The organism is Acidimicrobiia bacterium (assembly GCA_035651955.1).
In the GTDB taxonomy this organism is placed as follows: domain Bacteria; phylum Actinomycetota; class Acidimicrobiia; order IMCC26256; family JAMXLJ01; genus JAMXLJ01.
In genome coordinates, this window is sequence record DASRES010000008.1 from 15030 (window position 1) to 32608 (window position 17579).

20 protein-coding genes are annotated in these 17579 nt (G+C 72.3%); 12 read left to right on the forward strand and 8 right to left on the reverse strand.

The annotated features are described in order from the left end of the window. The first annotated feature begins 12 nt into the window (after positions 1–12). Both VFC33_02020 and VFC33_02025 read left to right on the forward strand, forming a co-directional pair. On the forward strand, positions 13–813 hold the full coding sequence (locus tag VFC33_02020; GenBank protein HZR12003.1) for an SWIM zinc finger family protein: 801 nt from the start codon (positions 13–15) through the stop codon (positions 811–813). A 7-nt stretch (positions 814–820) separates the two neighbouring features. Then, complete coding sequence (locus tag VFC33_02025; protein ID HZR12004.1) at positions 821–1909, forward strand: CoA transferase; 1089 nt, start codon at positions 821–823, stop codon at positions 1907–1909. Here VFC33_02025 and VFC33_02030 read toward each other — a convergent pair. Then, complete coding sequence (locus VFC33_02030) at positions 1884–2615, reverse strand: MOSC N-terminal beta barrel domain-containing protein (protein ID HZR12005.1); 732 nt, start codon at positions 2613–2615, stop codon at positions 1884–1886. The genes VFC33_02025 and VFC33_02030 overlap by 26 nt on opposite strands. Before the next feature lie 67 nt (positions 2616–2682). Here VFC33_02030 and VFC33_02035 point away from each other — a divergent pair, with 67 nt between their 5' ends. Further along, positions 2683–4614, forward strand: a complete 1932-nt coding sequence (locus tag VFC33_02035; GenBank protein ID HZR12006.1) for an NAD(P)/FAD-dependent oxidoreductase — start codon at positions 2683–2685, stop codon at positions 4612–4614. Between the two features lie 58 nt (positions 4615–4672). Here VFC33_02035 and VFC33_02040 read toward each other — a convergent pair whose 3' ends face one another. Then, entirely contained in the window at positions 4673–5458 is a 786-nt protein-coding gene (locus tag VFC33_02040; protein ID HZR12007.1) for an SDR family oxidoreductase, read from the reverse strand. 19 nt (positions 5459–5477) lie between these two features. Further along, positions 5478–6170 (reverse strand): 5'-methylthioadenosine/S-adenosylhomocysteine nucleosidase, encoded by a 693-nt coding sequence (locus VFC33_02045; GenBank protein ID HZR12008.1) that lies wholly within the window; start codon positions 6168–6170, stop codon positions 5478–5480. A gap of 62 nt (positions 6171–6232) precedes the next feature. On the opposite strand from VFC33_02045, the gene VFC33_02050 reads away from it, so the two are divergent. The 4 genes from VFC33_02050 (at position 6233) to VFC33_02065 (ending at position 9875) form a co-directional block, all read left to right on the forward strand. Continuing rightward, positions 6233–7543 carry an alkaline phosphatase family protein gene (locus VFC33_02050; GenBank protein HZR12009.1) on the forward strand — a complete coding sequence of 437 codons (1311 nt, stop codon included), beginning with the start codon at positions 6233–6235 and terminating at the stop codon, positions 7541–7543. Positions 7544–7665: 122 nt separating this feature from the next. Further along, on the forward strand, positions 7666–7989 hold the full coding sequence (locus VFC33_02055; GenBank protein HZR12010.1) for a hypothetical protein: 324 nt from the start codon (positions 7666–7668) through the stop codon (positions 7987–7989). Between the two features lie 32 nt (positions 7990–8021). Next, on the forward strand, positions 8022–8507 hold the full coding sequence (locus VFC33_02060; protein ID HZR12011.1) for a hypothetical protein: 486 nt from the start codon (positions 8022–8024) through the stop codon (positions 8505–8507). Positions 8508–8540: 33 nt separating this feature from the next. Beyond that, the gene (locus VFC33_02065; protein HZR12012.1) at positions 8541–9875 is read left to right on the forward strand and encodes a wax ester/triacylglycerol synthase domain-containing protein; all 1335 of its coding nucleotides are present in this window, start codon (positions 8541–8543) and stop codon (positions 9873–9875) included. On the opposite strand, the gene VFC33_02070 is transcribed toward VFC33_02065, so the two are convergent. Continuing rightward, a complete protein-coding gene (locus tag VFC33_02070) occupies positions 9872–10261 on the reverse strand; it encodes a DUF3054 domain-containing protein (protein ID HZR12013.1) in 390 nt (129 codons plus the stop codon). The genes VFC33_02065 and VFC33_02070 overlap by 4 nt on opposite strands. A gap of 61 nt (positions 10262–10322) precedes the next feature. On the opposite strand from VFC33_02070, the gene VFC33_02075 reads away from it, so the two are divergent. Beyond that, entirely contained in the window at positions 10323–11078 is a 756-nt protein-coding gene (locus VFC33_02075; protein HZR12014.1) for an alpha/beta hydrolase, read from the forward strand. Here VFC33_02075 and VFC33_02080 read toward each other — a convergent pair. Then, entirely contained in the window at positions 11068–11550 is a 483-nt protein-coding gene (locus VFC33_02080; GenBank protein ID HZR12015.1) for an adenylate/guanylate cyclase domain-containing protein, read from the reverse strand. The two genes, VFC33_02075 and VFC33_02080, sit on opposite strands and share 11 nt — an antisense overlap. A gap of 177 nt (positions 11551–11727) precedes the next feature. Between VFC33_02080 and VFC33_02085 the strand changes: the two genes are divergently transcribed. Beyond that, complete coding sequence (locus VFC33_02085) at positions 11728–12390, forward strand: DUF2795 domain-containing protein (protein ID HZR12016.1); 663 nt, start codon at positions 11728–11730, stop codon at positions 12388–12390. 3 nt (positions 12391–12393) lie between these two features. On the opposite strand, the gene VFC33_02090 is transcribed toward VFC33_02085, so the two are convergent. Both VFC33_02090 and VFC33_02095 read right to left on the reverse strand, forming a co-directional pair. Beyond that, the gene (locus VFC33_02090; protein ID HZR12017.1) at positions 12394–13701 is read right to left on the reverse strand and encodes an acyl-CoA dehydrogenase family protein; all 1308 of its coding nucleotides are present in this window, start codon (positions 13699–13701) and stop codon (positions 12394–12396) included. Then, positions 13698–14456, reverse strand: a complete 759-nt coding sequence (locus VFC33_02095) for a nitroreductase family protein (protein HZR12018.1) — start codon at positions 14454–14456, stop codon at positions 13698–13700. The genes VFC33_02090 and VFC33_02095 overlap by 4 nt, the downstream gene beginning before the upstream one ends. Positions 14457–14599: 143 nt before the next feature. On the opposite strand from VFC33_02095, the gene VFC33_02100 reads away from it, so the two are divergent. Together VFC33_02100 and VFC33_02105 are read left to right on the forward strand one after the other, a co-directional pair. Continuing rightward, positions 14600–15184 carry a helix-turn-helix domain-containing protein gene (locus VFC33_02100; GenBank protein ID HZR12019.1) on the forward strand — a complete coding sequence of 195 codons (585 nt, stop codon included), beginning with the start codon at positions 14600–14602 and terminating at the stop codon, positions 15182–15184. Beyond that, positions 15181–16272 carry a ferritin-like domain-containing protein gene (locus VFC33_02105; GenBank protein ID HZR12020.1) on the forward strand — a complete coding sequence of 364 codons (1092 nt, stop codon included), beginning with the start codon at positions 15181–15183 and terminating at the stop codon, positions 16270–16272. Before VFC33_02100 ends, VFC33_02105 begins: the two co-directional genes overlap by 4 nt. A 102-nt stretch (positions 16273–16374) precedes the next feature. Here VFC33_02105 and VFC33_02110 read toward each other — a convergent pair whose 3' ends face one another. After that, positions 16375–16566, reverse strand: coding sequence for a hypothetical protein (locus VFC33_02110; GenBank protein ID HZR12021.1), 192 nt, complete (start codon positions 16564–16566; stop codon positions 16375–16377). A 99-nt stretch (positions 16567–16665) separates the two neighbouring features. Between VFC33_02110 and VFC33_02115 the strand changes: the two genes are divergently transcribed. Beyond that, complete coding sequence (locus VFC33_02115) at positions 16666–17568, forward strand: TIGR03621 family F420-dependent LLM class oxidoreductase (protein HZR12022.1); 903 nt, start codon at positions 16666–16668, stop codon at positions 17566–17568. The last annotated feature ends 11 nt before the right edge of the window (positions 17569–17579 follow it).

A 17579-nucleotide genomic window follows, 5' to 3' on the forward strand; every position in this document is an offset into this window, starting at 1 on the left:
CGGAGGAAGCGCGTGACAGAAGGACTGACGACGGAGCGGGCGAGCGTCGAGAACCCGTTCGCGGGGGTCACCCCCGATCCGCTCGACGGCGGACCTCGCGCACCACGCCGGCGCCGACGTGCGCGTGGTCGCGCGCAAGAGCAGCCGGCCGAGGGGACGGGGACGGTCGACGCGCCGAACGCGCCCGACACCCCGCCCGGGCCGCGCAAGCGCCGCCGGCGGGGGAGTGGGCGCATCAAGCAGCGGGCGGCATCACCGGACGGCGACACCGCGGACGGCGCGTCCCGGGGCGGCGACCCCGCGGCGCGCGCGCTCTCGCAGTCGCTGCAGGAGGCGGTCCTGCGGCACAGCACGAGCGCGGTGCTCAACCGCGGCCGTGGCTACGTGAAGCGCAAGCGTGTGTCCGAGGTCCGCGTGACGGCGGGGACGGTTCGGGCCCGTGTCCTCGGCTCGGCCGATCGGCGTTACCACGTGGAGCTCTCGGTGCGCGACCGTCCCGCGCCGCCGGTCGTGCGCAAGGTCCGGTGGACCTGCGACTGCCCGTATGCCGCGGAGCATCGCCGCGGCACGTGCAAGCACGTCGTCGCGGTCGCGATCGTCGCCGCGCAGAAGCTCGCGTCGAACGAGTCGATGCGACGTCGGTGGTTCGGGCAGCCCGCCGGGAACGCGGCCGAGGCCGACGCCGCCGAGATCGACGCGCTCGCGGCGCGCCTCACTGCCGCGTTCACCGCGGAGCCCGCGCCCGTCGCGGACGTGCTCGACCGCGCGCTCTCGATCGCGCCGCCGCCGTTCGAGATCCCGCTGCGCGCATGAGGATGTCGTGACGGCCCTGCTCGACGGCATGCGGGTGCTGGACTTCTCGGTCTGGCGCCCGATGCCGCACGCGACGCAGGTGCTCGCCGACCTCGGTGCCGAGGTCCTCAAGGTCGAGCCGCCGGGTGGCGACCCGATGCGCGCGTACCCGGAGCTGTTCGCCGCGATCGCGCGCGGCAAGCGCAGCGTGCAGCTCGACCTGCGAACCGACGCGGGGCGCCGGCGCGCACTGGAGCTCGCCCGCGACGCGGACGTCGTCTGCGAGGCGTGGCGCCCGGGTGTCGCGGCTCGCCTCGGCGTCGACTACGACGCCGTCGCCGCGGTCAACCCGTCGGTCGTCTACTGCTCGCTGACCGGCTACGGGCAGACGGGCCCATGGGTCGACGTTCCCGGCCACGACGTGAACTACCAGGCGCTCGCCGGCGCGCTGCTCCCTCCGCCGGCCGGTGCGCCCCGCCCGCTCGTCCCGCGCCTGCCGGCCGCCGATCTCGAGGGCGGCACGATGTGCGCGGTGCTCATCTGCGCGGCGTGGGCCCGGCGCTGCACGACGGGCGAGGGCGAGCGCATCGACGTCGCGATGGCGGACGTCCTCGCGTGGTGGGTCGGCACGCGCAGCGGCACCGCGCACGTCGACGCCGAAGGGCCGACGCGCGGCTCGCCGGGCTACGGCGTGTTCGAGACACGCGACCACGGCTGGGTCGCGCTCGGCGTGCTCGCCGAGGAGCGCCTGTGGCGGTCGATCTGCGCGGCGTTGGAGCTCGACGACCTCGCCGACACGACGTTCGCCGACCGGCTGCGCAGCGTCGAGGAGGTCAACGATCGCGTCGCGGACGCGATCGCGTCACTGTCGCGCGACGAGGTACTCGAGCGGCTGCACGCGTACGGTGCACCGGCGTCACCGGTGCTGACGCCGGAGGACGCCGCCGCGCACGAGCAGCTCGTCGCGCGCGACGCCTACGTGTACGTCTCGGCCGCCGGTGCTCGGGTCCCGCAGCTCCCCGCGCACCTCACGTGCCACCCGCGCGCGTCGCGGACGGACGTCCCGCCCGTCGACGACGACGCGCCGGGCTTCAGCCCGCGCTCTCGCGGACGCTGATCCCGTCGCCGACGCGGACGGTTCCCGGGCGCGTCACCAGCGCGCCGATCGCGATGCAGCCGTCGCGCTCGCGATTGATCGTCTTCAGCACGTCGAGGTCGCGCTCGACGCCACCGGGCTGCGGGCGCGTCGTCACGACGCAGCGGGCGAGCCGCTTCCCCACGGACAGCACGGTGTCGCCGATCTCGACGTCCGATCCGACGAGGCCGTCCTCACCCTCGCCGTCGAGGAGCACGTTGGCGCGGAACCGCCGCCGGTCCCACGTCCCGATCGAGCCCGTCGAGACGAGCGACACGCGTGTGCGCGACGAGTCGTGGAAGGGGCCGCCCTTGCCGGCACCGGTGAACGGGAGCCAGTCGCTCGTCGTCTCGTGCTCGAAGTCGATCGGGTTCTCGTAGCGGCGGAGCGCCACCTCGTCGACGGATCGCAGCGCGACGCGCCGCCCGAGCCATCGCGACAGGTCGTCGTCGGTGCGCGCGTCCGAGCCGTCCGGCAGCGTGATCGCGGCGGTGCCGTCGTCGCGCAGGCGCGCCGCCGCGAACAGCATCTCGGGCACGCGCCGGGCCGTGAGCCCGTAACCCGTGTCGACGTCGAAGATCGCGAAGCCGCGGTCGCCCGTCAGCCCGTCCGTCGTCACCGTGATCTCGTCGACCCGCTCGCCGCCGAGCGACTTCACGGGATACCGCCACAGCTCCAGCACCTGCACGCCGCGTCACGCTACGCCGGTAACCTCGTCCCGCGCCCGACCCCACATGACCACGGAGCGATGCGACGTGCCGATCTCGCAGCCGGTCGACCCGATCCCCGACGACGACGCCGCGATCCGCGCCGCGCTCGAGGACGCGTACCTCCCTGGTCTCCTCGCCGCGCTCGCGTACACGACCGGCGACCTGACGCTGCTGCGCGACGAGCTGCGTCCGGACGCGACGCAGATGCAGCATCCACAGGCGGGCATGTCGGACGCCGCGCAGGCCGAGGCGCGCGACCTCGCGTTCGACGCGTTGACGCGCTTGCGCGACTCCGGGAACCGCCCGGCACCGCCACCCTCCACCGAGGACCTCCGGCGCATGATGGCGTTCATCGCGGGCGACGACGCCGTGAACGACGACTACCTGCCACTGCTCCGCGAGGAGCTCGGCGCGGGTGACGACCTGCGCGCGCCGCAGTGGGACAAGGCGACGCTCGCACCCGACCGCGACTTCAGCGTCGCGATCGTCGGCGCGGGGATGTCGGGTCTGCTCGCCGCGTTCCGCCTGCAGCAGGCGGGCGTGCCATTCGTGATCTTCGAGAAGAACGCCGAGGTCGGCGGGACGTGGTGGGAGAACCGGTACCCGGGGTGCCGCGTCGACGTCCCGAACCACCTCTACAGCTACTCGTTCGCGCAGAAGGAGGACTGGCCGCAACGGTTCAGCCCGCAGGCCGTCCTGCTCGACTACTTCCGGCAGTGCGCGGACGACTTCGGCGTGCGCGAGCACATCCGGTTCGAGACCGAGGTGTCGTCCGCGCAGTACGACGACGAGCGTGCGACATGGACGTTGCAGGTCCGCACGAAGGACGGACGCGAGGAGTCGTTCGAGGCGAACGCGATCGTCAGCGCCGTCGGCCAGCTGAACCGCCCGCGCCTCCCCGACATCCCGGGCATGCACACGTTCGCCGGGCCGTCGTTCCACTCCGCGGTCTGGGACGACACCGTCGAGCTCGCCGGCAAGCGCGTCGGCGTCGTCGGCTCGGCCGCGAGCGCGGTGCAGCTGCTCCCCGTCGTCGCCGAGCAGGCTGCGCACCTGTCGATCTTCCAGCGCACGCCGAACTGGTTCCTCCCGATCCCCGACTACCACGACGACGTCCCGACCGGGATGCGGTGGCTCTTCCGTCACGTCCCCGCGTACAGCGAGTGGTACCGGTTCTGCCTGTTCTGGCGGATGGCCGAAGGGCTCGTCCCCGCCGCGCGCGTCGATCCCGAGTGGCAGTCCGAGGACGGGCGGACGGTGAGCGCGCTCAACGAGATGCTGCGCGCGTTCCTGACCATGTACCTCGAGGCAGAGTTCGCGTCCGCGCCCGACCTCGTCGAGAAGGTGGTGCCGCAATACCCGCCGCTCGCGAAGCGCATCCTCATGGACAACGGCTCGTGGGCGCGAACGCTCACCCGCGAGAACGTGGACCTCGTGACCGAGCCGATCGCGCGCATCGACGAGCGCGGGATCGTCACCGCCGACGGCTGCCGGCACGACGTCGACGTGATCGTCTACGCGACGGGGTTCGAGGCGTCGCACTTCCTCACGCCGATGAAGCTCACCGGTCGCGGTGGTGTCGACCTGCACGAGCAGTGGGACCCGAACGCGGGCGCGTACCTCGGGATCACGGTTCCGGGCTTCCCGAACCTGTTCTGCCTCTACGGGCCCAACACGAACATCGTCGCGAACGGCAGCATCATCTTCTTCTCGGAGTGCGAGGTGCACTACGTGCTCGAGTGCCTCCGCCTGCTGTTCGAGCGCGACGCGCGCGCGCTCGACTGCCGCCGCGACGTCTACGACGCGTTCGAGGACGAGGTGGACGCCGGCAACCGGGCGATGGCGTGGGGCGTGTCGAGCGTCAACAGCTGGTACAAGAACGAGACGGGCCGGGTCACCCAGAACTGGCCGTTCTCGCTGTTGGAGTACTGGCAGCGCACGCGCGAGGCGAACCCGGCCGACTACGAGCTCCTGTAGCGGTTCTGTGAAGCGTCAACCACACGATGGGTGGTTGACGCTTCCCAAAACGATGGGGTCAGTGCATGATCTCGCCCGCGTTGACGAGCAGCGTCTGGCCGGTGACGCCGGCCGAGCGCGGCGACGCGAAGAAGACGATCGTCTCCGCGACCTCACCATCGGTCGCCATGCGACGCAACGGCATGTGCGACGTCAGCTCGGTGAGCACGACGTCCTCGTCGACGCCACGGCCCTGCGCGGTCATCCGCACGAACGTCTCGACCGGGGGACCCCACATCCACCCCGGCGCGATCTCGTTCACCCGCACGCCGTCGCCACCGACCTCCTGCGCGAGATGGCGCATCGCGCCCGTGAGCGCGGACTTGGACGCCGCGTAGCCCATCTGCGGCGCGGCCTGCGGCGGGTGGTGCTGCGTCTGCGAGCTGACCATGACGACGGCCCCGCGTGTCTTGCGCAGCTCCGGCAGCGCGGCCCGTGTCATCTGCAACGAGCCGAACAGGTTGACGTCGAACGTCGCGCGCCAGTCGGAGAAGTCGCCGGCAGCCTCCAGGCCGCCGAACAGCGTGTCCAGTGCCGCGCAGTTCACGAGCGCGTCGACGCTGCCGAAGCGTGAGACCGCGGTCTCGACCAGGCGACGGCAGTCGTCCTCGTTCGTGATGTCCGTGACCGCGTACGCGACGCGCCCGCCTGACGCGTCGACGTCCTTCGCGACGCTCTCCAGGGTCGACTCGGTGCGCGCGCCCAGCACCACGTTGGCGCCCTCGCGGTACGCGACCAGCGCCGTCTCGCGCCCGAGGCCTGGGCCGACGCCCGAGATGATCAGCGTCCTGCCGTCGAGGTCCACCTCGTCCTCCTGTCGAGCGTCACACCGCGGCCAACGCGCGGATCGCGGCGTCGGCCGCCGCGTTCGTCGCCGTGTTCATGTCGCGCGCGAGCCGCGCGAGGTCGCGCACCCGTGAGGGCTTCGCCGCGACGAACTTCGCGACGGCGCCGAGGTTCGGGGAGCCGTCGGGACCGGCCAGGCCGAACACGGCGTCGTCGACCATGCCGTCGCGCGGCCGGTCGCTGATGGCGCGGATGACGGACCACGAGCATCCGCGCCGTTCGCACACGGCCGCGACCGCGGACGCCTCCATGTCGAGCGCGACGACGCCGCGCGCGACGTGGTCGGCGATCACCGCGTCGTCGACGATGAGACCGTCGGTCGTCAGCAGGGCCCCGCCGACGTCGACACCGCCCAGCGGCGCCGGTCGGTACTCCGTGCCGCTCGTGTGGTCGACGACGCGCTCGGGGACGACGACGTCGCCGATCTCGAGGTCCGGGCCGACGCCGCCCGCGATCCCGACGACGAGCGCGAGGTCGACGTCCGTCGTGTCGAGCACCCGCTCGGTCGCGTCGGCCGCGGCGCGCACGCCGATCCCGATGAGGACCGCGACGACCTCGACGTCGCCCGCGCGACCCACGTGCACCTCGCCGTCGCGCTGCAGCGACAGCTTCCGCACGAGCGGCTTGAGCTCGGGCTTCATCGGCGCGAGGAGCGCGACACGCGACGGCACGTGCGGACCGTACCTGAAGGCGGTCCACGCCGTCGCCGCGCACGCGTGGCAGGCTCCGCCCGATGGAGCGAATCACACGACGGACGTTCATCTCCGGCGCGGCTGCGCTCGCCGGCGCCGCGCTGCTGCCCGCGTGCGGGAGCAACGGATCGTCGAAGGCGGCGTCGCGATCGCGCCCGCAACGTCTGCCGCACCCGTCCGACGCGCCGTTCGACACCGTGGTGCTCCTGATGATGGAGAACCGCTCCTTCGACCACCTCGTCGGCGGGATGCCCGGAGTCGACGGCAAGCAGGCCGGTCTCGAGTACCCGGACCTGCACGGCACACCCCAACCGACGTGGGAGCTCGCACCCGACTGGCAGGGCTGGGGCTTCGCCGACCCCGCGCACGACTGGCCGTCGGTCGCGCGCCAGTACGACGGCGGTCGCTGCGACGGGTTCCTGCGCACGCAGACGACCGGCGACCACTATCCCATCGGCTACTACAAGCCCGGCGACCTGCCCGTCGTGCACGCGCTGGCGCGCGACAACCTCCTGCTCGACCGCTACTTCTGCTCGCTCATGGGCCCGACCTGGCCGAACCGCTTCTACATGCACTCCGCGGCGACGGACATCGACGCGACCGGCTTCTACCCGTACCCGCAGGACCCGACTGCGCTGCCGCCACCCGGCGTGGAGCGGCCGTCGAAGCTCGACCTCGCGATCTGGGACCGCGTGCGCGACAAGGGTCTGAGCGGTGGCTACTACTTCTTCAGCGAGCCGATGACCGGCCTGTACGAGAGCCGCCGTTACGACGACATCAGTCACCACTACGACCAGTTCAAGGCGGACGCCGCCGCCGGCCGGCTGCCGAACGTCACCTTCGTCGACCCCGACTTCGGGACCGTCGCGGAGCTCGAGGGCACGTCGAACGACATGCACCCCCACGGCAGCGTGCTCGTCGGCGACGCGTTCGTCGGCGAGGTCTACGACACCCTCCGGGCGAGCCCGCAGTGGGACCGGATGGTGTTCGTGGTGACGTTCGACGAGCACGGAGGGTTCTACGACCACGTCCCGCCGCCCAACGTGCGTGACGACAACGTCAACCCCAACCCCGGTCCGCATCCGGACTACGCCCGGCTCGGGTTCCGCGTCCCGTGCATCGTCATGAGCCCGTTCGCACCCGCGCGGGTGGAGCACGCGGGGCCGTACGAGCACTGCTCGATCCTGCGCATGATCGAGTGGCGTTGGGGCCTCGAGCCGATGCACGCCCGTGACCGCTTCGCCCGCAACCTCGCCGAGGTGCTCGACTTCTCGCACCGGCGCCGCCCGTCCGAGGTTCCGCGCGAGGTACCGCCGCCGACGACGCCGCGACCCGCCGGTTCGCCGCTCTGAGTGGCCGAACGGCCGTCAGAAATACCCCTTCCGCGATCGAGCCGGGCGAAAGACAGGTTCACGAACCCCCCGCTGGGTAGGGTCCGCGGCGGGGGTGAGGCCGTCTTCGGAGGGGCGCGCCAATGCAGGGCTACACCGTCACGATCGAAGCCGCGTGCCCGCCGGGGTTCGTGACCCGCTCACGGGCCGCGCGACTCGCCGACGAGCTCGCCCAGTACGGGGCGAGCGCGGACCGTGGCCGCGACGGGCGGCTCCAGGTGACCCTCCCGGTCGGCGAGGCGCAGGCCGTCGGGCACGCCTTCGTGCTAGCCGTCGCCCGGTTCGGCGAGGCGGCGGCGTTCGCCGGGTTCGGATCCCTGCCCATCGACCGCATCGAGGTCGTCCGCACCGCCGAGGAGTCCGCCGACCAGGGCGCGCTGACGCGCGCGGCCGCGGGGTCGCGGTGAGCGACGCGGACCGTGCTCCGACCGTGCGCCGCATGTGCACGCCCGGCGCGGCGGCGTTCGGCGAGTTCTTCGGGATGATCCTGTGCAGCGCGGCGACCGTGTACGCGGTCTGGTCGACGGTGATCGCGTTCGCGGGCGGCCGGCTGCCCCTGACCGAGGTCCACCTGTCGGGGGGTGTGGGCCTCGGCTTCGCATGGATCTTCGTGGCCGACCCGCTGATCATGTCGCTCGCGCTCGCGGTGACGTACGTGCTCACCGTCCCGATCGGCTTCTGGTGCGCGTTCCGGTACCGGCGCGCGCTGCAACGAAGCGTGACGCAGCGCGTCCCGGTGGTCGACCTCACCGAACCCGAGCCCCACCGGGTCGCGGCCGGCGACGGCGCGCCTGCCGCGGAGCGCACGGGCGCACCCGTGCTCGCGCGGCCTCGCCCCGACGGCACCCGTCCCCGCGGCGAACCGACGCGGCGGACGCAGCCGGCGAACCGGCACCGGGAGCTCGTCGGGCCCGACACGCCCTGACCCCCCTCGCGGGTCTGCCATCATCCCCGGTCGATGAGCGCCGGGGAGCCGTTCGAACCGCTCGACCACGAGGACGCGCGCATCCTCGCGCTCGAGTCGGCGACGATCGTCGGTCACACCTGCAAGGTCGGGATCGTCGAGCGCGTGCCCGGTGTCGACCCGCTGACCGCGCTGCGCGCCGAGATGGCGCGTCGCATCGCCCGCGTCCCGCGATGCTGCCAGTGCGTGCGCGCGCAGGATGGAGCCGCGGGCACCTGGTGCTGGGCGGACGACGGGCGCTTCGACATCGACGAGCACGTGTGTGCCGCGCCCGTCACCGGCACCGTCGATCGCGCCGGGCTGCTCGCGGTCGCCGGGCGACTCATGGCGCGCCGGCTCGACCGCGACCGCCCCCTCTGGTCCATCGACGTCGTCCCCCATCTCGACGACGACACCTGGGCGTTCGTCTGGCGCGTCCACCACTGCATGGCCGACGGCATGACGTTGATGCGCTGGGCGGACGAGCTGCTGTGGGACGCGCCGGCCGACGCGACCACGGCTTCGACGTCGCAGGCCGAGCACGAGGCCACCGAGCGCGCCGTTGCCCGCGCCCGTTGGCGGCACCTCGCCGAGCTGGCCGAGATCGCCGAGCTGGCCGAGCACGCGCCCGGCGCACTCGCGCGCGAGCTCAGGCCGGTCGAGGCGCACTCGCCGTTCGCCGGTGCGGTCGGCACCACACGCGAGCTCGCGTGCGCCCGCTGCGCGCTGGACGACCTGCGCGCGATCGGTCACGCGGTCGGCGACGGCGTGACCGTGAACGACGTGCTGCTGACGGCGGTCGGAGGCGCGATCCGTCGATGGGCCGAGGACCGCGGTGTCCACCTCCCGGTCGTGCGGATCAAGGTCCCGGTGAGCATGCACGTGTCCGGCGCGGCCGACGACCTCGGCAACCGCGACTCGTTCATGTTCGTCGACGTGCCGTTGTCGCACGACGATCCCGTCGCCCGCCTCCGCACCGTCCACGCCGAGACCCGTCGACGCAAGCGTCACGAGGACGCGCGGGTGATCGACGCGCTCGAACGCGTCGCGCCGCTCTCCCGCGCGGTGACGCGCGTGACGATGAGCCCGCACGAGTTCATGGTGAACGTGTCCAACGTCCCCGGCCCGCGCACGCCGCGCTCGGTCCTCGGCGGTGCAGTGCGTGAGCTGTACTCGTTCGCGGAGGTCGCGCCCCACCACGCGCTGCGTGTCTCGGCGGTCTCGCTCGCGGGGACGATGTTCGTCGGTCTGAACACCGATCCTGCGGTCGTGCCCGACGTCGTCTCGCTGGCCGACGGCATCGAGGCGTCGACCGCAGAGCTGCTCGACGCGGTGGGCGCGCGGCCCTAGCTCCGTGTCGCGCTTGCCGCGCTGATCCGGCGGACGCCGACGACGACCGCGCGCCACCCGAACGTGAACAGCCCGGTGAACACGTAGACCACGATCGGGAACGCGCCGACGACCGTGCGGTCCGTCAGCGCGACCCGGAGGAGCAGGCCGAGGCCGACGCCCGCGGCCCACGTCACGGCGAGCCGGACCCACGGCCGCGAGCGCCTCGTGTAGACGCGCGTCAGGAGCGCGACAGCGAACCAGCCTGCGAGGAACGGCCACACGACCTCGAAGAACCACCACGCGCCCGCGTGGAGACCGTGGCTCTCCCGCCCGAGCAGGACGAACAGCGCGAGGCAGACTGCGTCTGCACCGACAGCGAGCCAGCCATGAGGCCACGAACGCACGGGCCCAGTCTCGCGGAGCGGCCGTCGCACGAGGCCGCGGGCTGAGAGAGGATGTCGGGCCGTGGAGCGCTTCTCGTCCTTCGACGGCACCGGCATCGCGTACGAGATGACCGGTGCCGGCTCGCCGGTCGTCCTCCTGCACGGCTTCGCCGCCGACCACCGCGCCAACTGGGTCGCGCCCGGGGTCGTGGACGCGCTGGTCGCCGCGGGGCGACTCGTCGTGGCGCCCGACGCGCGCGGGCACGGCCAGTCGGACAAGCCCCACGACCCGGCCGCGTACGCCGACGGCGCCATGGTCCGCGACGTGCGCGCGCTGCTCGACCACCTCGGGTTCGACGCCGTCGACCTCGTCGGGTACTCGATGGGTTCGCTCGTGTCGATGTCCGTGACGCCGACCGAGCCGCGCGTGCGCGCGTTGGTCCTCGGTGGCGTGGGCGGCCGCGCCGCGGGCCGCGCGCCGATGAACCGCGCGCGGGTCGCCGACGCGCTCCTCGCCGACGACGTCCGCGGGTTCGACGCCGCGAGCCGCGCGTTCCGGCGCTTCGCCGAGCGCACGGGCGCGGACCGGCGCGCGCTCGCGGCGCTGCAACGCGCGCGGCACACGGAGCCGGTCGCGGACCTCGCCGACATCAGCGTCCCGACGCTGGTCGTCACCGGCGACGCGGACGTTCTCGTCGGGCCGCCTGCCGCGCTCGCCGCGCGCATCCCCGGCGCGCGGGCGCAGGTCGTCTCCGGCGATCACCTCACCGCGGTGTTCGACCCTGCGTTCCGCGGCGCGATCGTCGAGTTCCTCGCGACCTACGGCGTCAGCGCGTGAGCTCGGCCGCGTAGCAACGCCACCGCCCGGGTACGCCGCGCAGCTCGTGCATGCCTCGGTCGACGAACACGATCCCCGCGGCGGGGACGAGCTCCTTCACGGTTCGCGAGACGAGCACCTCGCCCGGCCGAGCGAGCATGCAGATCCGCTCGCCGATGTGGACGTTGAGCCCGGTCACGTCGCCCGGCTCGACCTCGACCTCGCCGACGTGCACGCCGCCGCGCACCTCGACGCCGAGCTCGGGCACCGCGTCGCGCACCGTGATGGCCCAGCGGACGCCCTGGGCGGGCAGGTCGAACCGCGCGAGGAACCCGTCGCCGAGCTCCTTCACCTCGTGGCCGCCGAAGTGGGGGAGCGTCGCGTGCACGATCCCGCGCAGGCGGCCGAGCAGCGCGAGCCACGCCCGGTCGCCGAGCTCCGCGCAGTGACGGGTCGAGTCGACGACGTCGAGGAAGACGACCGTCGCGAGCACCTCGTGAACGCTGTCCCGGACCTGTCGCGGTCGAGTACGCACCTCGCGCTCCCACCGTCTTGTCTCACCATACGCGTCCGCGTCACCGCGAGGAGCGCGGAGATCGGGGATGGGGAACCGGTGTCCGGTCGCGCCCGCCGGGGGGTACAACGAGGCGGGACGGTCGAGGAGGTGGGCGTGGAGCGAGGCAGCGTCCAGCACGGGGCCCGGGTCGACGAGGAGATGGCGGAGGAGGTCGCGCCGCTGACCCACGGCGCGCCGCTCGAGTCGCGGGCGCGCGAGGACCTGGAGGCCGAGCCGCCGGGCGACGGCGAGCCGACCCCCGACGCGCTCGTCGGGTCTGGTGACGCGGGCGGCCCCGGCCTCTCGCACGACGACGTCGAGCTGCGCTCGGAGATCGCGCGGCATCTGCGGCCGCACGCCTTCCCGGCGACGCGCGACGCGCTCGTCGTGGTCGCCGAGCAGGAAGGCGCGTCGGACGCGGTCGTCGCGCTCCTCGGAACGCTGCCCGGCGGCGTCGAGTTCGCTCAGGTGAGCGACGTGTGGCGCGCGCTCGGCGGCGAGGTCGAGCACCGCGAGGAGCGCGACGAGCGCGGCGAGCGTGGGGAGCGCGACGAGGCGGCGGCGGAGGAGGAAGAGGAGATCCTCGTCGTCGAGCCGGTGATCATCGAGGAGATCGCGGTCGAGGAGGTCGCCGTCGAGGCGATCGAGCCGCCGACGCGCGCGGACGAGGAGGACCTCGCCGCGCAACCGGGGTGCAACCCGGCCGCGATCCTGCTGAACGTCGCGCTCGATGCCGGCGACACGGTCGCGCGAGTGCTGCGCCGCGTCATGCCGTAGCCGCTACAGCGAGTTGTTCGCGACCTCGTGGTCGATCAGCTCGGCGAAGCGCGCCTTCGCGGCGGCGACGCGCGGGGGCAGGTGCTCGCTCGGGAACAGACCCTCCGACGGCTGGTAACCCTTCAGCACCTGCCGGGCCACGGTGATCTTGTGCACCTCGGTCGGCCCGTCCGCGATCCCCATCACCGGCGCCATCGTCCACATGCCGATGAGCGGCATCTCGTTCGACACGCCGAGCGACCCGTGCACGTGCATCGCGCGGAACACGATGTCCTTGAGCACCTTCGCCGTCGCGACCTTCACCGCCGCGATCTCCTTGCGCGCCTTGTGGCCACCGACCTGGTCGATCAGCCACGCCGCGTGCAGCACCATCAGACGGAACTGGTGCAGCTCGATCCACGAGTCCGCGACGTACTCCTGCACCATCTCCTTCGACGCGAGCACCGAACCCTGCGTGTGTCGTGACAGGGCGCGCTCGCACATCATGTCGATCGCCTTCTGGCACACGCCGACCGTCCGCATCGCGTGGTGGATGCGACCCCCGCCGAGACGCGTCTGCGCGATCACGAACGCCTGTCCGGGCCCGCCGAGCACGTTCTCGGCGGGAACGCGCACGTTCTCGTAGCGCACGTACGCGTGCGAGCCGTCGCCCGCGCGCTCACCACCGATCCCGACGTTGCGGATGATGTTGATCCCTGGCGTGTCGGTCGGCACGAGGAGCATCGACGCGCCCTGGTAGATCGGGACGTCCGGGTCGGTGACCGCCATGACGATCGCGAAGCTCGCGTACCGCAGGTTCGAGGAGAACCACTTCTCGCCGTTGATGACCCACTCGTCGCCGTCGCGCTCGGCGCGGCACGTGAAGACGTTCGGGTCGGACCCGCCCTGGGGCTCGGTCATCGAGAAGCACGACACGATCTCGCCGTCGAGCAGCGGCTGCAGGTACTTCGCCTTCTGCTCGTCGGTGCCGTAGTGGGCGAGGATCTCCGCGTTGCCCGAGTCGGGTGCCTGGCAGCCGAACGTCGACGGTCCCCACGTCGAGCGACCGAGGATCTCGTTGATCAGCGCGAGCTTGAGCTGGCCGTACCCGAGCCCGCCGAGGTCGGGCCCGAGATGGCAGGCCCACAGGCCCTGGGCCTTCACCTGCTCCTGCAGCGGCTTGATCACCTCGCGGTGGACGGGGTGCGACTTGTCGTACACGAGGTGATGGTCGAACGCGAGGTCGATCGGCTCGACCTCGTTCTTCACGAACTCACGGATCCAGTCGAGCTTCTCCTCGAACTCGGGCTCCGTCGAGAAGTCCCACGTCATCGTCGTCCCCCTGTCGTCGTGTGGTCGTTCGTGTTCGCGTTCGGTGGTCCCGCCGACGTGTGGCGCGTGCCGGGCGGGTCGACCGCCCAACGCGGCGCGTCTCCCCAACGGTCGCCGAACACCAGCTCGCCGAGCGGGCGCCGGCGCACGGGTCCGTGCGCGCCCTCCGGCTTGCCGAGCGTGATGGTGGCCGCCATGTGCACACCGTCCGGCACGCGGAGGAGCGCGCGCAACTGCGGCTCGACGAGCGCGTGCCAGCCGGTGAGCACGCCGCCGTACCCGAGCGCGCGCGCCGCGAGGAGCAGGTTCTGGCACGCGGGGTAGATCGACGCGCCCTCGAACGAGCTCGCCTCTCGGTAGCGGACGAGACACGGGAGGACGAGCACGGGTGCGTCGGCGAAGTGCTCGACGTAGTGCTCCATGCTCCGCGCCATGCGCGCTTTCGGCGACGTCGGCTCGGCGCCCGAGCCGCGGTCGTAGCCGTCGGCCGCGCGCTTGGCCGACCACGCGCGCCTGCCGGCGTCGCCGATGAGGCGCTTCGCCTCGCGGGCGTTGGGCCCGTCGGTCAGCACGAGGAACCGGAAGGGCTGGCGGTTCGAGCCGCTCGGCGCGCGCGTCGCTGCGAACAGGATGTCGCGCAGGTCGTCCGGCGGGATCGGGTCGTCCCGGTACCGGCGGATCGCCCGTGTCGTGCACAGCCCCGCGAGCAGGCCGACCGAATCCTCGTGGAGCGGGCGGTCGGCGAGGTCCGTCACGGCGTGATCATCGCACGGCGGTGCCGAACCTGACACCTGCGTCACGTCCACCGCGGCGCTTCGGCAAAGCCTCAGCCACACGATGGGGTTGACGCTTCAGAGAACGGCGGGCGCAGTCGATAATGACCGTTATCATGGGACCGATGGCGATCGTGGACACCGGGACGACGCGTGAGCGGCTCGTCGCCGCGGCGATCGAGGTGTTCGTCGAGCAGGGCTACGAGCAGGCGCGCGTGCAGGACATCGCGCGCGCCGCGGGGCTGACGACCGGCGCCATCTACGCCAACTACCGCGGGAAGAGCGAGCTGCTCCTCGACGCGATGACGGCGCGCGCGGATGCCGAGATGGACGCGCTGCTCCACGACGCCGGCGAGCACGAGACCCGCGAGCTCCTCGGCGTGCTCGGCGACCGGCTCGTCCAACGTCGCGGCCGGACCGCGCTCCTGCTCGACGCGATTGCCGCGTCACGCCGCGACCCACAGCTGGCCGAGTCGTTGCGCGAGCGCCTCGCGGACCGCGAGGAGCTCGTCGCGACGCTGATCGCGCAGGGCAAGCGCGACGGCACCGTCGACGACGACGTCGACACCGCCACGTTCGCGCGGTTCTGCGTGATGCTGTCGCTCGGCGCCGTCGCGATGCGCGCGCTCGAGGCCGAGCCGCCCCCGCTCGACGACTGGCACTCGCTGATCACGCGCCTCCTCGACGCGTGTGGACCGGAGAACCGATGATGAACGAGCAGCTCGACACGATCCACTCGGTGCGCGCGACGTTCGACACGTTGTTCACGTGGGACTACGAGCAGAGCCGTCCCGCGCTCGTGAAGCTCTACGAGAAGGCGAAGACGTCGCAGTGGAACGCGTCGACCGATCTCGACTGGTCGGTCGACGTCGACCCGGAGAAGGTCGGCCAGGAGCTCGGGGGCGGGAACGCGACGATGCGGTTCAAGGCGCTGGCCGAGGTGGACGGATCGCCCGTCCGTCACTTCGGTGACGCGGACTGGACCCGGGTCTCGGTGGAGCTGCAGAACTCGTTGCTCTCGCAGTTCATGCACGGGGAGCAGGGCGCGCTGCTGTGCACCGCTCGCATCGTCGAGACGGTGCCGTGGATCGACGCGAAGTACTACGCGGCGACGCAGGTGATGGACGAGGCGCGCCACGTCGAGGTGTTCGCGCGGTACCTCGACGAGAAGCTCGGTCACCAGTACGGGATCAACCCGAACCTCGAGGGCATCCTCGACGAGATCCTCGCCGACCCGCGCTGGGACATCGCGTACCTCGGCATGCAGATCATGGTCGAGGGCCTCGCGCTCGCGGCGTTCGGGCTGATGCACCAGATGACGAGCGAGCCGCTGCTGAAGCGGATGCTGCGCTACGTGATGAGCGACGAGGCCCGTCACGTCGCGTTCGGCGTCCTGTCGTTGCAGGAGTACTACCGCGGGCTGTCCGACCGTGAGCTGCGGGAGCGGCAGGAGTTCGCGTTCGAGGTCGCGCGCCGTCTGCAGCGCCGGTTCATGCACACGGAGATGTGGGAGCGGCTCGGTGTCGACGCCGAGGCGCTGTACCGCGCGATGGACCAGACGCGGCCCGCCGCACAACAGATGTTCCAGCAGATGCTGTTCTCGAAGATCGTGCCGAACTGCAAGAAGCTCGGGCTGCTCGACGCGTCGGGTGGCTGGCTGCGCGAGCGGTTCACGGAGATCGGTGTCATCCAGTTCGAGGACTGGGCCGACACCGGCGAGGAGTACGCCGTGCTCGACGAGGTCGCGCGCGACCGCGACGCTGCCACGGCGCGCGACCGCGACGCGGCGACGGCATAGGAGGCGGGCCCGGTGGACGCGCTCTCGACGTTCTTCGTCGTCCTGATCCTGCTGCTCTCCGCCGTGACGCTCGTCGTCGGGCTGCGGAGCTGATCGCCCGCGTCAGGCGGTGCGCGCCTCGAGCGCCTCGAGGCGCTCGGCCAACTCGGCGATCACGACGGCGAGCTCACCCGTCAGCTCCGTGACGATCGTGAGGACGATCGCGGTCAGCTCGGCGACGTCCTCCTCGGTCGCCTTGCGGTGACCGCGGTGCAGCGCGTCGTGCAGGCGTTCCCGGATGTGGTGTTCCTCCATGGCGTGGGAGCCTAGGCCGTCGCGCGTTGTGACGACCTTTGGGACGTGAGCGGGACAGGGGACCGTCCGTCTCCCAGAGTTCGGAGGGAACGGGATCCGGTGGACGTCGCAGTGACCGTCGTGTCACCCGAGCGGGTGCGCTCGTGGACGGCCGAGGCGCGCGCGTACGAGGCGGCCGGGTTCGGTGCGCTCTACGTCCCCGACCACGTCGGCCTCGTCGACCCGTTCGCCGCACTCGGTGCCGCGGCGGCCGTCGCCGAGCGCATGCGCGTCGGCACGTACGTCCTCAACGTCGCGTTCTGGAACCCGCTGCTCCTCGCCCGCGCGGCGTCGACTGTCGCGGCCATCTCCGCGGGCGGCTTCGACCTCGGACTCGGCGCGGGTCACGCACAGGTCGAGTTCGAACAGGCGGGCCTGCGCTATCCGCCCGCCGGTGAACGCGTGGACCGGCTCGCCGCGACCGTCGACGTCGTCGCCCGGCTGCTCGACGGTCAAACCGTCGACGACGAGCGCTTCGCGCTGCGCGGCGCGTCGCTCGGTCGGGTCGCGACGCCCGCGCGGATCGTCGTCGGCGGGAACGGCGACCGTGTGCTGCGCGTCGCGGGGGAGCGCGCGGGTGCGGTCGGGCTCGTCGGCGTGACGTCGGGAACCGGGCAGGTCCACACGAACCTCTCGCACTGGACGTGGGGTGGGCTCGCGGACCGGATCGCGCTCGTCGAGCGCGCGGCCGCCGCGGCCGGGCGCGTGACGCCCGTCGCGCGCACGGTTCTGGTGCAGCGCGTCGTCGTGACCGACGACCGTCGCGCAACAGCACGCGAGCTCGCAGAGCTCACCGGCACGCCGGCCGACGCCCACCTCGACAGCCCGTTCGTGCTCCTGGGCACGGAGCACGAGATTCTCGACCAGCTGCACCGCCTCCGCGACGAAGCCGCGATCGACACCGTGACGGTGTTCGACCGCGACGCCGGCACGATCGCGCCGCTGCTCCCGTCGCTCGCGTGACGGCCGCGCTG

Coding starts and splice junctions, on each gene's coding strand:
- VFC33_02050 (HZR12009.1), top strand. CDS start 6,233: ATGGAGCGAATCACACGACGGACGTTCATCTCCGGCGCGGCTGCGCTC.
- VFC33_02055 (HZR12010.1), top strand. CDS start 7,666: ATGCAGGGCTACACCGTCACGATCGAAGCCGCGTGCCCGCCGGGGTTC.
- VFC33_02060 (HZR12011.1), top strand. CDS start 8,022: ATGTGCACGCCCGGCGCGGCGGCGTTCGGCGAGTTCTTCGGGATGATC.
- VFC33_02065 (HZR12012.1), top strand. CDS start 8,541: ATGAGCGCCGGGGAGCCGTTCGAACCGCTCGACCACGAGGACGCGCGC.
- VFC33_02090 (HZR12017.1), bottom strand. CDS start 13,701: ATGACGTGGGACTTCTCGACGGAGCCCGAGTTCGAGGAGAAGCTCGAC.
- VFC33_02100 (HZR12019.1), top strand. CDS start 14,600: ATGGCGATCGTGGACACCGGGACGACGCGTGAGCGGCTCGTCGCCGCG.
- VFC33_02105 (HZR12020.1), top strand. CDS start 15,181: ATGATGAACGAGCAGCTCGACACGATCCACTCGGTGCGCGCGACGTTC.
- VFC33_02110 (HZR12021.1), bottom strand. CDS start 16,566: ATGGAGGAACACCACATCCGGGAACGCCTGCACGACGCGCTGCACCGC.